Origin of the sequence: Corallococcus exercitus (assembly GCF_003611585.1) — a bacterium.
Lineage (GTDB): Bacteria > Myxococcota > Myxococcia > Myxococcales > Myxococcaceae > Corallococcus > Corallococcus exercitus.
On sequence record NZ_RAVW01000231.1, the window covers coordinates 1 to 15,621 of the forward strand.

11 protein-coding genes are annotated in these 15,621 nt (G+C 66.6%); 4 read left to right on the forward strand and 7 right to left on the reverse strand.

Annotation, left to right across the window (positions count from 1 at the left end):
* The first annotated feature begins 272 nt into the window (after window positions 1–272).
* Both D7W79_RS25480 and D7W79_RS25485 read left to right on the forward strand, forming a co-directional pair.
* Window positions 273–740 carry a hypothetical protein gene (locus D7W79_RS25480; RefSeq protein ID WP_120527993.1) on the forward strand — a complete coding sequence of 156 codons (468 nt, stop codon included), beginning with the start codon at window positions 273–275 and terminating at the stop codon, window positions 738–740.
* 68 nt (window positions 741–808) lie between these two features.
* The gene (locus D7W79_RS25485; protein ID WP_120527994.1) at window positions 809–3,694 is read left to right on the forward strand and encodes an MYXO-CTERM sorting domain-containing protein; all 2,886 of its coding nucleotides are present in this window, start codon (window positions 809–811) and stop codon (window positions 3,692–3,694) included.
* A 69-nt stretch (window positions 3,695–3,763) separates the two neighbouring features.
* Here the strand turns inward: D7W79_RS25485 and D7W79_RS25490 are convergent, their stop codons facing one another.
* From D7W79_RS25490 to D7W79_RS25515, 6 genes are all read right to left on the reverse strand, one after another.
* Window positions 3,764–4,600 carry a hypothetical protein gene (locus tag D7W79_RS25490; RefSeq protein ID WP_120527995.1) on the reverse strand — a complete coding sequence of 279 codons (837 nt, stop codon included), beginning with the start codon at window positions 4,598–4,600 and terminating at the stop codon, window positions 3,764–3,766.
* Window positions 4,597–7,155: an exonuclease/endonuclease/phosphatase family protein gene (locus D7W79_RS25495; protein WP_147442045.1), complete on the reverse strand. Its 2,559-nt coding sequence runs from the start codon at window positions 7,153–7,155 to the stop codon at window positions 4,597–4,599. The genes D7W79_RS25490 and D7W79_RS25495 overlap by 4 nt, the downstream gene beginning before the upstream one ends.
* Before the next feature lie 126 nt (window positions 7,156–7,281).
* Window positions 7,282–7,752: a hypothetical protein gene (locus D7W79_RS25500; protein WP_120527997.1), complete on the reverse strand. Its 471-nt coding sequence runs from the start codon at window positions 7,750–7,752 to the stop codon at window positions 7,282–7,284.
* 190 nt (window positions 7,753–7,942) lie between these two features.
* Window positions 7,943–8,233: a hypothetical protein gene (locus D7W79_RS25505; protein WP_120527998.1), complete on the reverse strand. Its 291-nt coding sequence runs from the start codon at window positions 8,231–8,233 to the stop codon at window positions 7,943–7,945.
* Window positions 8,234–8,399: 166 nt separating this feature from the next.
* Window positions 8,400–9,149: a metal-dependent hydrolase gene (locus tag D7W79_RS25510; protein WP_120527999.1), complete on the reverse strand. Its 750-nt coding sequence runs from the start codon at window positions 9,147–9,149 to the stop codon at window positions 8,400–8,402.
* A gap of 51 nt (window positions 9,150–9,200) precedes the next feature.
* Window positions 9,201–10,058 carry a helix-turn-helix domain-containing protein gene (locus tag D7W79_RS25515; protein ID WP_158617043.1) on the reverse strand — a complete coding sequence of 286 codons (858 nt, stop codon included), beginning with the start codon at window positions 10,056–10,058 and terminating at the stop codon, window positions 9,201–9,203.
* Window positions 10,059–10,278: 220 nt separating this feature from the next.
* Between D7W79_RS25515 and D7W79_RS25520 the strand changes: the two genes are divergently transcribed.
* Window positions 10,279–14,214, forward strand: coding sequence for an FAD-dependent oxidoreductase (locus D7W79_RS25520; protein WP_208729837.1), 3,936 nt, complete (start codon window positions 10,279–10,281; stop codon window positions 14,212–14,214).
* Between the two features lie 164 nt (window positions 14,215–14,378).
* Here the strand turns inward: D7W79_RS25520 and D7W79_RS25525 are convergent, their stop codons facing one another.
* Entirely contained in the window at window positions 14,379–14,639 is a 261-nt protein-coding gene (locus tag D7W79_RS25525; RefSeq protein WP_244221959.1) for a hypothetical protein, read from the reverse strand.
* Between the two features lie 180 nt (window positions 14,640–14,819).
* Between D7W79_RS25525 and D7W79_RS25530 the strand changes: the two genes are divergently transcribed.
* Window positions 14,820–15,515, forward strand: a complete 696-nt coding sequence (locus D7W79_RS25530) for a hypothetical protein (protein ID WP_120528001.1) — start codon at window positions 14,820–14,822, stop codon at window positions 15,513–15,515.
* Window positions 15,516–15,621: the final 106 nt, after the last annotated feature.

Below are 15,621 nucleotides of genomic sequence, written 5' to 3' on the forward strand. Positions count from 1 at the left end.
GGCATGACGGTCCAGGGAGGGGGGATTCAATGGGCGCCCGTGATCAGCGGCGCGCGGCCAGGACTCTGCGTGGAACGTGCCAGCACGCGTTCAGGCGCGACGCGGGGGCGAATGCCTGGGGAACACGGGGATGGCGCGTTGCCTGGACACGCGTGTGCGTTCTGGCGGAACGCACGGCCCCGCGGGAAGGAATGCAAAAGAACTCCCCGGGGCGCTTCCCATGGAGGAACGGCGGTCCGCACTCCCGCGCCCCGCTTCCTTCAGGAGCCTTCATGTTCCGGATTCCGTCCCTGTGTCTGTGCCTGTTCGCCTCGCTCGCCATCGCGGACGAGTCCGCCTCGAAGCCCGCACGGCTCACCGTGGCCCAGAAGAACGGCTGGGCCGTCTACGACGCGGAGCTGAAGAAGAAGGAGGACGCGGTCAACAAGGCCTGCGGCTCCTCCGTGAAGAGCAGCTACGAGAAGACGAGCTACCCCGCCTTCGACCCGATGAAGGACCGGACCCAGAGTGCGTGCCAGATGGCCGTGGGCACCCTGGTCGAGGTCTGCGGCACCGCGGATGGCAAGGCGGCGGTGAAGGAGGCCGTCACCAAGACGGTCTGCCGGCTGTCGACGGAAGGGACCAAGGTCTCGCTCGACGGGGGCGTGCTGACCATCCACATCGACCCGGCGAAGAGCTCCATCGCGGGCAAGCAGGCCGGGAACTACAGCTGGAAGGGCGCCCTCGAAGAGGTGCTGTAGGAGGGGTTCGAGCCAGGATGGCCGCATGGGTCCGTATCGGATAGAGACCATCCGGTAGGGGGAATCGCATGCGCATCTTCCAGGACGTGGAGAGGTTCCTCCAGGAGCGGTGGCGCTTCTGTCTCGTGCTTCCGCTGCTGCTCTCCTGCTCCGCGCCACCGCCTCCGGCGGCACCGGAAGCGGCGAAGGTGACGACGCGGGATGCCGCGCGGCTCGAGGCACCTGGCGATGAGCGCACCTTCGGCGCGACGACGCTCCTGCCGTCCGCGTTCGACCAGCAGCTGCCCGCGCTCTCCTCCGATGGCACCGGCTTCCTGGCGGTCTGGGTGGACGCGCGGGTGCATGGCACCGGTCACATTCGCGGCGCGCGCATGGCGGCGGATGGAACGCTCGCCGACCCCGTGGGGTTCGCCATCGGCGAGCCGGTGGACAACTACCGCGTGGCGGCTCCTGGCATCGCCTGGAATGGGAATGAACATTTCGTGGTCTGGCAGCGCGGCATCGACTCGCAGTACACGAGCGTCCTCGCCACCGTCGAATCCGCGTTCGTCAGCCCGTCCGGCGCCATCCGGCGCGCCAACGTCTCGCCGCGGCTGAGCCTCACCCAGCCCCACGCGATGAAGGTCGCCGCGGGCGCCCACGGTTTCCTGGCGGCCTGGTCCATTGGCACGCGCATCAACGGCCTGCTCTTCGATGAGAGCGGTACCCCCGCGGCCCAGCCCGTCGAGCTCTTCGCGGGCAAGAGCCTGGGCGAGGACCTGACGGTCGCTTTCGATGGCACGAACTACCTCGTCGTCGGGTCCGGGCAGCTCACCACCGGAGGGAGCCAGGGCATCTGGGCGCGCCGCTTCAACGAGTCGGCGGCGCCCGTGGATGCCGCCCCCTTCAGCCTGAGCGGCGACGTCCTCGCCGTCAGGCCGTCCGCGGCGCGGGTGGGAGACGCCGTGCTGGTCGCCTGGGAGGACTCGGGCTCCACCGGGGGCGCGGAATGGGACATCCGGGGCGCCCTCGTGACTCCGGGCAGCACCTCCGTCGACCGGTTCCTCATCGCGGATGGGACGGCGGGCAATGGCAAGCGGCAGCCCGCCCTCGCCTTCGACGGGACGCACGCGCTCGTGGCCTGGTCCGATGAGGCTTCCAGGAAGGTCCTCGCCGTGCGTGTCACCGCGGCTGGCAGCGTGGTGGCCGGCGGACCCATCACCGTGCTCGACCCCCAGGGGGAGACCACGGGGGCGAGCGTGGCCTTCAGCGGGGGCACCTTCCTGGTGGCGGGGACCCAGCTCCTCCCGGACAGTGGCAACGACGTCGTCGCCGCCCGGGTGACTCCGGAGGGGACCCGCATCGACGCGGCGCCCGTGACGCTTTCGATGGGAGCCCCTGCGCAGCTGACGCCTCGCGTGGCCTGGTCCCGGGACCGCGCCCTGCTGGTCTGGTCGGCCTGGAATGGCACGGACTGGGACATCCACGGCGTCCGGCTGGATGCGAACTTCCAGCCCCTGGACGCGACGCCGTTCGTCATCTCCGGTGCGAACAAGAACCAGGAAACGCCGGACGTGGTGTCGAGCGGGGAGGACTTCCTCGTGGTCTGGCGGGACGACCGGAACGATGGCACCGGCCTCCGGCGTGACATCTACGGCGCGCGAGTCACCGCGGCGGGGACGGTGAAGGACGCGCAGGGGATGGCCATCGCCGCGGGCGGCTCGGCGTCGCGTCAGCATCCCCGGGTGGCCGTCGACGGACGGGCCTACGTCGTGGGCTGGTGGCAGGACGGTGAGGTGAAGCTCGCACAGGTCGACCCGGCGGGTTGGGTGAGCGGGCACGTCACCGTCGCGGCGGGCTCCACCAGCTTCGGGCTTGCCTGCACGACAGGCGGCATCTGCGCGACGGTGCTCCCGATGGACTACCGGGGTTTCCATCCCCTGGCCCTGTATCGGTTCGACGCCCTCCTGACGAAGTTGAACGAAGCGCCGATGTTCGTCTCTTCCCTCGAGGACTTGACCCAGCTCCCGGGCCTCACGTTCGACGGCACCCGGTTCGTGGCCGCCTGGAAGTCGACGAAGAAGACGAATCCCGCGCTGCTCGCGGCCCGGTTCACGACGGCGGGAGCGGTGCTGGATGCGAAGCCGGTGGAGGTCTCCACCGAGGTGGACGTGCGAGAGCCCCAGCTCACGTCGGACGGCCACGCCGTGGTCCTGACGTGGATTCAGCGCACCGTCGGCAGCTGGCGCGCCATGGCGCGGCAGTTCGACACGGCGCTCGTGGGAGCGCCGGCGGTGGCACTCGCGAAGCAGCCCACGGACGAACGCGCCTCGTCCATCGCGGTCTCCGCGGCCGGCGCGACCCTCGCCGTCTGGGAACAGGATGACCCGGGGCAAGGCGCGATGCGGGTGCACGCGAGCATGGGAAGCACGCGCTCCGTCCTGGGCACGGCCTGTGGCACCGCGACCGACTGCCGCAGTGGCTTCTGCGTGGACGGCGTGTGCTGCGACTCCGCCTGCGGCGGCGGCACGGCGGACTGCAACGCCTGCAGCATGGCGGCGGGCGCGGCGGCGGACGGCACCTGCGGCCCCCGGGCCAACGCCACCTGCGACGACGGCAAGGCATGCACGGAGCACGACGTCTGCGAGGGCTCGAGCTGCGTCGGAGCCCCCAAGGCCGCGCCCGCGCCCGGCCCGTGTCAGGTCGTCACCCCGCTGTGTGATCCCGAAACCGGGGACTTCCCCACCGCGCAGGCGCCGGACGGAACCGTCTGTGACACGGGTGAGTGCCGCGCGGGAGCCTGCATGCCGAAGGACGACCCTCCCCCTCCCCCTCCCGACGACGGCGAGCCGGGGGAGTCTGGCTGCGGCTGCACCACCGGCCCGGGCGCGGCGGGCACGTCGTTCCTGCTCCTGCTGACGCTGGCGGGAGTCCTCCGGCGCCGGGCGGGACACGGCCGCAAGCGCCACGAGTGAAAGCCCCGCCAGCCACCGCGCATCGAGACGCGCGGCCCGCCCTTCTGAGCGGCCCGCGCGTCCAGACCGTCAGGGGGCGGGCGCCGCGGACTCATTCACGAACACGTCGTGGAAGTACGCGTTCGCATACCCCAGGGGCGCCGGGGTGCCGCTGGTGCAGGTGGGCAGGTCGTGGGTCACCACCAGGGCCTTGCCCGGGTTGCCGGGCGCGTGGGTGTCCGTCACGGTGTAGGCGCCGTACACCTCGGGTTGCGTGTCGCGCTGGAACACGAAGCGGTGGTTCGCCACGTCCCACTGGAGCCGCAGCGCCGCCTGCTCCCCCTGATGGACCAGGCCCAGGTCCGCCGTGAAGAGCTGCGTGCGCGTCGAGCACGCGGCGTTCGTGCACCGCTCGATGACCGCCTCCACCCGCAGCGCCTGGGAGCCGACGGGGTCCGTGGATCGCGAGACGGTGCGGAGGGTCGCGGTGACGTCGTCCTGCATGCTCCTGCCCACCGCGCCCCGGGTGTTGAAGAAGTGGCCCGTGAGCTCGGCGGTGCTCTGGGCCACCGGAGCTCCCGCCGGGGCGGTGCACCCCGTGCTCCTGGCGTTGTTCAGGCGCACCTTCGCCGCGATGGCCGTCACCGCCGAGGACTGGGCGAAGAGCAGGCCGTAGCGGCCCGCCCCCGTGTCCGAGCGGCTCATCAACCGCAGGCGGGTGAAGGCCAGCTCCCGGATGGCGTCCAGCCGGGCTCCGGTCTGCTCCTCCACCCACCGGGCCGGGTCGATGCCGCGGACCTTCGTCGCGCGTGGAGGGTTGGACTTCATCGGATTGAAGTTGTCGTAGGGCACCATCGGCTCGACCGCCTGGGCCGTGCCCCCCAGCACCAGTGCAAGCACCGCGCACTTCAGGTTCATCGTGCTCATGGCGATTCCAGTTCCTTCACGTTGAAGTAGTGCCGCACGCGGGCGTTGTCGCCCGTGGCCGTGTCTTGTCCCGCGGTCTCCACGGTGATGCCGTTCTCGTAGCCGTCCATGAAGCTCCCCAGGAGCTGGACCCCGGTGAGCCAGTCAATGGCCAGCAATTCACCCTTCACCCGGCGGAGCACGCCGCTGTTCGCGAAGAAGGTGAAGTGCGCGTCCTTGTTGTCCGCCTCCAGGAGGGCGCTGCTCTCGGGGGTGGAGTCGTAGTGGTCGTTCGGGCCCTGGTCCGACTCCCAGACGGCCGACGTCATGTTCACCGTCCCCGAGAACCCGACCGGCAGGTCCGGGAAGGGGAAGAGGTTGTCGGGGCCCGTGTGCACGAGCCAGTTCGGGTAGATGGTCTGGTTCTCGATGATGTTCGGGAAGGCGTTCACCTGCGTGAGGCCATTGGCGGTCATCAGCACGCGCGGCGTGAACCAGTCCGCGCAGCAGCCGCTCGCGGTCTCCAGGTCGGTGACCTGCTTCACGGCGTACTCGACCCGGTGCTTCTTCATCGGGTTGTACTTCGCGACGTCCTTCACCCGCGCCAGCTGCACGGTGACGTCCACCATGGCGTGATCCGACAGGCATTGCTGGACGAGGTGTCCCTCGGAGTCCTCGCTGCCGGAGGTGGGATCGAACTGCGGGTTGACGCTCGCCGTGGAGCCGTTGAGCAACGCGAACGTGGGGAAGTCCAAGGTGTCCTGGGCGGGGAACACCAGGACGTAGTCGAGACGCTTCTTGGTGTTCAGCTCGTTCGCCACGTTGTCGGAGCAGACACTGGACAGCCACGTCCCGGCCGCCATCGGGTCCGGTCCGGAGACCGCCCGGGCCAGGTCCCGCGTCTCGGAGAACTGGGTGTTGGCCTTGTCGAACTCGCTCCGCTTGCTGATGTCGAGGAGGCCGGGGCCCACCATGTCCGCGTAGTGGGCGAAGCCGACGTCCGTCTCCGTGCCCTTGGGCCCCAGGGTGTTCAGGTCGCCCAGCAGGAAGGCGGGGCGGTCCAGGCCGCTCGGCCAGGTCCCCTGGGGAAAGGAGTCATGGACGTCATACGGAAAGAAGGGGTCGGTCAGGGGGCCTCCCTGACGCACCTGCTGGACGTAGGCCTTGATGTCAGAGAACTGGTTTTCGCGCGCGGTGGTGTCCGGCCCCGACGTGTTGTCTCCCGCGTTGACGTGGGTGCAGAAAACGTCGACGAACTCGGCGTAGTCCGTCCCCGCGGCGACCGTGGGGACGTCGTGGTCGTCGACGATGACGGGGGCGGTCGCGGCGGGCGTGGCGATGCGCGCCCAGAGCACGCCCTTGGCCTGGAGGCAGTCTTCGTCCGTGCACATGCCGAAGGGGAAGTGGTGCACCCCGCTATCGAGGATCTGCCGCGAGGACAGCAACACCAATCCCGTGTTGAACATGGGCGGCTGGAGGACGTTGTCGTTCAGCTCGGCGACGTACTGCATCGGCGGCATGTTCGCGAGCGAGCGCAGGAAGTTGACCTTCTCGATGAGCTCGCCGCGCTCATGGGCCATCCAGACCTCGGAGACGCAGGCGACCTCCTTGTTGAAGAGCCGCATGGCCACGGTATCGATTTCCCCCGAGCCGCCATCGTCGAGCCAGGGGGGGACAGAAGGCATCTGCCCCACGTTCCACATCGTGAAGCTGAGCGGAATCGGGGTCGGGCTCGCGAACTCGAGCGTCTCCCAGGCGCCCGTCAGGGTGCCGCCGGCCGACGGGCCCAGGAAGTTGGGAAACCGGCCGCCACCCACCGTCTGCGCGGAGGTCGTCGGGGTGGGCGTGTGCTCGATGCCGAGCCCCAGCTTGCGCACCATGGCGTCGAGCGGCTCGCTCGCGCCTCCGGCGGGGAGGCCCGGCGCCAGATGGATCTCGAACTCGATGTGGACGTGGGCCGGGTCCGAGGCCGGGCTCGACACCTTCACGGTGGTGGGCCAGGCCTCGGAGGGGGTCGCGAGCGGGCTCCAGCCATTCGTGCCGCCAGGGAAGTCACCCTTGCTCTGGACGATGTCCTGGTAGCCCTTGACCGTGGAGTAGCTCAACGTGATGCGCCGGTCCTCGCCACGAGGCACGTACGCGCCGGGAACCTGCTGGAGGGTTTCGTTGCGCTTCGCATCGAGCCAGACGTTGACGGTGCCCTCCAGGCCCACGAAGTTCCCGCTGGCATTCCTGGGCCGGGGCAGGCGCATGCCGATGAACAGGGATTGCGAGTGGCAGGGATTCTGGGGCTTCCCCACGTTGCACTCGTCCGCGGTGTAGCTGGCGTTGTCGGAGACGGAGAGGAACAGGTCTCCGTTGGGACCTCCGTTCACGAAGTCCTGCAGCGGGAACTTCTTGCCGTCGGCGTACTCCAGGGGGACGACCACGCCGTCCGCCGTGGGCTGGACGCACGGACTCGCGGGGCTGCAATGAAGCTGCGCGTCCTGGGGGAGAAGCTTCGTGACGGAAGACGCCGCCAGGGCCCCCGTGGGGATGAGGCTGGCGAGGGCCAACAAGAGTGGAACGCGTTGCATGATGCCTCCAGGTGGAGCACCTGGATTGCACCGTGCATGCCGTGTGGCTCCCCCCGGGAGGCAGCGAGGACGACGGCAAGGTTTGCCGTGGTCGTGCAGGACCTGCCTGCAAGCCTTGCCAGGCCCTCAGTCGTGACGGGCGCTGGCGCTGCTCGGGGCGACACCGGCCTTCAGCCGCCGCGCATGGGCCCGGGCAATGAAGGCCCCCATGTGCACACCCGCCTGCTCGAAGCGGACCGCGGAGCGCTCGAGCGCCTCGTCCAGCGACGAGACCACCTCATGCTGGTCCGTGGAGGGCCGGATGAAGCTGGTGACGGCCCTCGCGAGCCTCGCGGTGGCCGAGTTGATCACCACGAAGAATCCCTTGCAGTAGTCGCGAGCCAGGTCGGCGTGCTGGGTCTGATGATCCGCCAGCATCATCCGCTGTGAATGTGTCAGCGGACGGGAGCGGGAGAAATCAATCACCAGGACATAGGGCTCGCGCCGTTTGATGAGTTTGGAGAGGCTCTGGAGAAGGCTCTCCATCTCCGGGTCCGTCGTGGTGTCGCCACGCTGGACGATGACCAGCGGCCAGAGTGCTTCATCAAGGGTGTACATAGCGGGGATGTCTCAACCGGCGAGGACAGAGGCCCGAGACATGTAATCCGGGAACGCGAAGCCGCGTCAGTGACCTCCGGTGAAACAGACAACACCCGGGTACTGGTGTGGCCGAACGCCGGAACTGGAGTCAGCGGCGACGTTTCCGGGGGCGCTTGCCTCGCTCGCCTCCCCTCCCCGAGCCGGGGCTTCAGAGCGCGGGAAGCCCGAGCTGCCGCTCCGCCTCGCGCATCTTCCGCTCGCGATCCGGGTCCTCGCCGCTCTGCCCCGTGGAGGCGGCTTCCGCCCCCACGTCCTCGGCGAGCCCGCTCCCACGCCAGCTCTCCGCGGGTCCTTCCATTGGCATGTCCGCGGGGCCCCCCTTCCCCACGGTCCTCCCGGTGCGCTTCGTCGCGGCCTCCACCAGGGACCGGAGGCCCAGCCCCAGTCCCAGCCCGATGAGGAACATCACGCCATCGCGCGACCCACGAGACAGCCGCATGGACACCCTCCTGTTCTGACCTGGCTCCGCCGCCACCTCCCTAGAAGTGCGGATGGGCGCGCTCCGCCGGAAGGCTCCCATCGTCCGGCGGCGCGAGCCGGCCCCTGGAGTGAGCGGCGGGCTGGCAGCCAGGAAGCTGCCTGGTCCCGAGGCCGCAGTGAGACGCTCAGAGTGACGCGGCGATCCCCGGGGTGAGCCAGCGCACGCGGGTGTCGCTTCCAAGGGCCTCGCGCGCCTGGGCCTCGGTCGCCAGTGGCTCGAAGGTGCCGAAGTGCATGGGCACGATGATGGAGGGGCGGAAGTACTTGCGCACCGCAAGCGCTGCGGTCCTGGGGTCCATGCCGTAGCGCCCGCCGCCCACGTTGAGGAGGACGATGTCCGGGTGCAGCAGCTCCTGCACCAGCGCCATGTCGCCGAACAGCCAGGTGTCGCCCGTGTGGTAGAGCGAGCGGCCCCCGGGAAGCACCAGGACGTAGCCCAGGGGCCGCCCGTCAGGCTCGCACGAGTGCATGGCCGGCACCGCGTGGATCGTGACGTCGCCAATGCGCGTGGAGCCGCCGACGTTCACCGTGAGCTGCTGGGCCTCCGGCACCTTGAGCCAGCGCAGCGTCTCCCCCGTCCCCACCACGGGAGCCCCGCTCAGGCGCGCCAGGGTGTGCACGTCCTGCGCGTGGTCCCCGTGCGAGTGCGTGAGCAGGATGGCCGCGGGCGGTGTCCGTGCGAGGCGTGTGAGGTCCTTCCAGGCCTCGGGCGCGCGCGGGTTCTCCTTCAACCAGGGGTCGATGAGCAGGCGCGTGCCCCCGGGCGAGACGACCTCGAAGCCGGCGTGGCCGAGCCAGGTGACGTGGAACTCCTGGGGTGGTGGGGTCGGCGCGGCGCCGAGCAGCGCGGCCAGGAGGGACAGGGAGAGGAGCATGGTGCGGGACCTCGCGAAGGCTCCGGCGGCGGGACCGACCCGACGGCGGGCTCAGCGGCGAGGATGTGGCACGCGCTCCGCGCCCTTCTTGGGCGAAGTTGACGTGCCGCGCACGGCGCGCGCGTAGGCCCCCGGGCTGGTGCCGACGATGCGCACGAAGTGCCGGTGCAGCTGGCTCTGGTCGTAGAGCCCCACCTCCAGGGCCGCGCGTGCGGCGGGGACGCCCCGGGCGAGCAGCTCGCGCGCCCGCGAAACGCGCAGGTGCGTGAGGTAGGCATGGGGCGTCAGGCCGAGCTCCTGACGGAAGGTGCGCAGCAGGTGGAAGCGGCCCAGGCCCGAGGCCACCGCGAGCGCATCCAGGCTGACGCCTTCCACGACCGAGGCATGCAGCAGGTCGCGAGCACGCAGCGCCGCGCGGCGTGTCCGGGGCATCGCCTCCACGGACGCGCAGGCGCTCGCCCCCAGCAGCGCCGCGAGCATCCCGGAGAGCAGGCATTGGAGCGTGAGCGCGTCACTGCCCGGATCCCTCAGCGCCGCGTGCAGGGCCAGCGCCTCGGAGCGTCCGCTGCCGCCGGAGAGCGCGGGCAGGTGGGGCGGCGCGCGCAGCCCGAGCTCGCGCGCGGCCCCCTCCACCACCGATGGCTCCAGGGTCAACGACTGGGCGGTCACCGGCGCATGCACGCGCAGGTCGCGGTGCACCTCTCCTGGCTCCTTCAGCTTCAGCACCCCCTCGGTCTGCGTCCAGGCCCGCCCGCGGTACCAGAAGTCGAAGGCCCCCGCGTAGACCACCGTGACGCCGTAGCGAGTGGAGACGCCGGACCACAGCCGCGTGTCCCCCGTGACGCGAACCCCATCCACTCCCGCGAGCCGCGAGGGCAGCACCACCAGGCCAGGCTCGTCACGTCGCATCGTGCGCCCAGTATGGCGCAAGTCCGGGCAACGCTCTCTCTCGAGAGTGCCGTGAGCCCACATCTGTGCCCAAGGGAAATCGATGTTCCTTGATGGTCAGACCCATTTGAATCGACCGCACGTTGATTGGCTGGGACCTAGGGGACAGTGGACCGTGCTGGTGTAGAGTTGGCACGGCATGAGGACTGATCCAAAAAGCGCTGCCACTCTGCTCACCCACATGACGGTGCCCAACCTCCCCTTGATGGGACGGGTCTACGTGCTCGGAAGTCTGGAGCACCGAGTTACGGTGTGCTCTCAACAGATTCGCGCCGCGAATCTCGTCTACGCCTTGTTTGAACTGGAGCGCATCGAGCGCCAATCAACAGTCGTGATTATTGGAGGCGGAGCGGCTGGGTTGACAGCGGCAGCGGCTGCCGCCATGAAGGGGGCGCGAGTCATCCTGCTTGAGAAAGAAGAGAAGTTGATGCACATGCAGGATGGCAGTTCAGGCCGAATGATTCACCCATTCATCTATGACTGGCCGAGCGAAGAATACCGCCAAACCAGCGCCAATCTCGATGCCCCCCTCCTAAGATGGGAGGCCGCCACTGCGGGCAAAATCGCCGAATGGATGAGAGAGGAGTTTGGCAAATATGTCGCCCAGTTTGACATTGCAACACACCTGGGCGTCAGGAATATTGAATTGGAAGTTGCTCTCGGCGGCGGACCCCGCACTGTCTTCTGGGACAGAGGCAGCATCAAAGCCGACGCAGTCATCCTATCGGTAGGATTTGGCACTGAACGGCAATTTCCACCTATTACCGCGCGGTCTTATTGGCATGACGACCGGATACACCAGTACTTCGCCAATGGGCCCAAGAATCTACTCGTTTCAGGTGTCGGAGACGGAGGGCTGATGGACACCCTTCGCGCGACAGTCTCGGGCTTCACGCCCGATGAAGCGGTCAGCGGTCGCCTCTCTAAGTTGTTTGCCGAAACCAAGATGTTGGAGATAGCTAAGCAACTCCGCAAGATCGAGGAGGAGGCCTCCAGAAAGCGGTTCAATGCTGAAGCCCCGGATGCGTTTATCTCTAAAGAGTACGAAGCACTTAAAATACCTAAGGAATTTGACGACGAACTTGAGCTTCGCCTCCGAAAGGACACTCGCGTAACACTTAACGGCCCAACGCAGTCTCCCCTGAGCCTGGGCGCCTCGGTCCTTAATCGCTTTCTGGTTTCCCGGTTGATCTTCAAATTGGGTGCAGTGCGGTACTGGAGCGGCAAAATCGCACCAGGTGGAATCACGGAAGATGTCGGCAAGTATTTCGTCAAGCTTGATGGCGGTGACACACGCCAGTTTGATGTCGTGGTGATTCGACATGGAGCAACAAGCGCGCTCCGCGAGGGGTTTCGCGGCATCTGGGATGCTTGTGAGCAACCCTTGGCGCGGAGCGCTGAACTCGATCAGACCCGGGTACCTATCTGGCCTCCTGGTTGGTTCGACGGCAAGATGCCGGGCGCAAGCATATCTGCGCCCACCGAGCGAGAACTCCCGCCTCCCATGGCTGCGATGGAGCCGCCCATCCCTCGCACTCTGCGTCCTGGCCCATTCATCACAGGAGAACAGCGACTGGACAGCACCGCTCGACGCGCCATTGAACTACTGTCGAATGGGGCAGGGATTGTGGCGCTGACAGGGAACGTGGGGGATGGGAAGAGCGAAGTAGCGCGTCAGGTCGCGCATCATTTCCCTTACGGCATCTACCTTCAACTCGATGCAGTAAACCCCGAGGAACCGTCAGCGAGTATCTGGCTCGAGGGGCTGGCACGCGTGGTGCGCGTGCTCTGGGGAGAAAACCCTAGCGGGCGCGAAGCCACCCACCGCTCCGTTCGGGAAGCTCTCCAGGAAATCCCCGGTGCAGTCATTGTCATCGACAACGCTGATATCGCGCCGCCATTTCCATTGAATCTCGGTGTTCCGTGCCTGGTCGTGGGGCCTGGCGTGGCGACAGCAGAAGTGCGTGTAGAGCTACCCTCCCCTACTCTTGATGAATTCTGTAACATCGTAAGGTCCGCCCTGGTCCCCCCGCGAGCGCTGGAACCCCAGGAGTCCGACTTGCTTCGCGACATCGGCGACGCAACAGGCAACAGCGCCCTGTGTGCCAAGTGCATCGCCTGGATGTACCGGGGCGGCTCACTGGTGCAGTTCCTTCGGGATTGGAAGCAGGATCTCGTCAATACCGGTCCTCCTGATGCGGATGGCCGGATCCGTCACGCAATCGAGAAGTGCTGGCACTCTCTCGGGCCTGCGGAGCGCAAGCAGGTAGCGTTCATCGCTGCGCTAGGCGAGCCAGAGGTTCCCACCGCTTGGCTGCCCCAACCAATCCAGGGAGGGAGCGTTGTAGGCCGAAGAATGTTGAATGACTCTGGTGTCTCACTGCAGGGTGATGCTGACCGGGTCTTCCGGATTCATCGCCTCGTTGCGCAGTGGGCCCGCAGGCAGTCCGTCGCGGATGACGAGCTTACCTCTGTCCTGATTTCTTGGTCACAAGACCCCACATTGCTGGATGAAATCAAGCTACACGGGCCTCGTGCTCACGCCATCGCCCATGCTTTTCGACTCCTAACCGCACGAAAAAGTCTCCTGACTTTGCGAGCTGAGGACTCTGCTTTCTTGCAAAGCACGTTTATCGAATGCGCCGCGAGTGCGTCAGAGGATGATGGAGCGGCATCTCTCGCCGAGACATTTCGATTCGTCGCTCCATCGCCGGAACATGTCCGCGCACTGCCACTGCTCGTCGTAGGGCAACTCATTGATCAACCTTTGCCACGCATCGAGAACGAGTACCTCGAGAAAGTTCGCGCCAAAGGGATTGAAGCGCTCATAAATGCATTAGAAAACGAAGCAGTACCAAGCAAGCCTGAGAGCAACGGCACTCACTTGCTGTTGGCAGGCTTAATTCACGCTGCAAAGTACGCAGTAAAGCAATCCGCGTCGACCGCTCAACTAATCCTGGGCGTGCAACGACTTCGCGAGATCGATTCGGCCTGCCAAAAGATGGCCTTGGAAGGAATGGGTTCCCCGAGACTCACCTTGCTACAAGCCAAGGCACGCCTTCAACTCGCTACAGCGCGATCCAAGGAAATAAGTGATATTGAACGGGCGACCCTGCTTCGCGAACAGTTGAGTCGGGTCGGGGAGCTTCCTGCATACCTCCGGCTTCGCATGATCGAACTCCTGTTAAAGCTTCATGGGCTACCGGATCAAGTACTCTCCGTGGAGGGTCGGCTCCAAGTCATCGAAACCGGACTTGACCTTTGTGCTCACGCATCAAATCCACAAATACAGGCGAATTTTCTCCAGCGAGCGGCGCAGCAAGTTGAAGTCACTGGTACGCAAGGTGTTTATGGGCGTGTTTGCGATGCCGCACGCGCAGTCTATGCTCGCGTGACGAAATCAAATCACCACAGATGGCAAAAGAGCATGATGCCGCTCGCTTTTGCCCTTCACCGCACTGGCTCCTCAGGAACAACTGCTTCCAATTTTGAAGCTATCAGCGAAGCACTTGAATTCTATAGTGTGATGGACGCCAAGGACGATTTTGTCCGAACGAGGGTCGCGGCAGTGGTTCGTGATCTCGGGCGCGTGGATTTGACTGTTAAGATAACAGAACAGCTCCGGCTTGGTATGATCCGAACAAAGCGCGGAAGCCAAGTCCTCTTCGAAGCCTTCGAGCACGCCAAGGCCTTGCGTTGGCAGGGGGAGTGGAAGGGATCCATTGAATTGCTCAATGGCTGGCTGGCGCTATGCGAAGCCTTGCCGACAGCCGAGAAGCCCGTTAACGACCTTGCTCCATTCGCGGGCATGGTGCGCGATGAACTAGCAAAGGCACACTTCAAAGGAGGGAATGTCGAACAGGCGCAGGAACTCCTTTTTCGGAGCGAACAAGACTACAGAACCAAGGGGCTGGTGTTCTTCGCGGAGCGCTGCAAAAGGTGGGCTCAGGAACGAGGCCAAGAACACGATCCGTCCACAGGCATATTCGAAGATGAGTGGAGATGCAGGACGCGTCGTCTTTCCGCAGGGCCGGGGCGGACTGCTGCAGTAAACGCTCAGGCGGAAACCGTGTGCGCCAAACTGACGCAGTCGATGGACAAAAGCCCTGTCGGGTGAAAGTCAGCTGAAAGCCCTGGCCGTCGCAGCATGCCAAGTTCGCCCGGCGGGTGTTGAAGTCTCCGCTTCGGGGGACTGAATTGGCGCCACTGTCTCCGAGCGTGCTCCGCGCGCTGAACCGCAAGACACAGCGGGTGACGCCCACGCCCGCGAGCGGGGAGGACTCAGCTCCCTGCGGGCATCGCCGTGCCGGCCTCCGCCACGTAGCCGGGCGCGGGCGAGACACCGAAGAAGAGTGAGAGCTCGGCCTGCGCCTCGCGGGCCTGCGCTCCGCTGATGCGCCCCTCGCGCTCCAGCCTTCCCACGATGACGCTCGCGCGGGTGCGGAGGGTTTCAGGCCGCTGGGCCGGCAGCCAGCGCCTCGGCGCGCCCGATACCGCCAAAGAGCGCGGGCAGGTGGGGCGGTGCGCGCAGCCCGAGTTCACTCGCGGCCCCGTGCCTCCAGTATGGCGCACCGTGGGCCGGCAGGTGGCAAACCTTGCCGGCAATCCAGGACCGGAACACGGCAATGCTTGCCGTGATGGAGGGCGCGTCCGGAGGCGCGTGCCCTGGCCCCCGTATTGCTCAGGGGAGGGTCTGCTCCCAACCCAAGGACCCCTGCACCCATGATGAAGCTCCGCACCCTGCTGCTGTTATTGCCCTGCCTCCTGTGGGGACAGCTCGCGCGCGCCCAGACACCGGACGTCACGACCTATTACGAACCCATGGAGGGAGGCGCCATCCGCTATCTCACCATGGCGTCCCCTTCCCTCGGCGGGTCGGCCAGCCACCAGCTGTCGCTCGCGTTGGCGTTGCGCAACAACGAGGCGACGTCCGTGACGTTGTCCCAGGTCCTGATCGAATTTCCCGGCACGACGCTGCTGGCGAGCATGACCCCCAACGTCGTCGTGCCCCCGAACGCGGTCCGCAACTGGTCGTTCAGCGCCGCCCAGAACATCATCCTGCCGAACCCGGCGCCAACCACCATCCGCCTGTGGCTCTCGTTCACGGGCTATGCGAACCCGCGGATGGAGACGTTCACGCTCGCCGCCTACCAGGCGCCCACGCCGTCCGGCAGCAACCGCTTCTGGGGCCGGGTGGGCGACCTGCGCCCCCACGAATACTGGCAGGGCATGGGCGCGGTGCACGGCGCGAGCGTCCAGGGCTGCCAGCTCTTCGCCTATGACGTGGGTGTCTATGGTTGGACGGGCTCCGGCTGGTCCGACGTGCTTCCGGGCACCGACGGTTCGCAGAACGAGCACTACCGGCAGTGGGGCAAGCCCATCTACGCGGTCACCGGGCTGAGGCATCCCCTCATCTGAATCAGATGAGACCAAAGGCTTCGCGGAACACGGCGTGCTCGCGTACCAGTTGACCAAACCGCTCCACCAGGGGACGCAGTCGCTCATCGCTCATGCGTGGCATGGC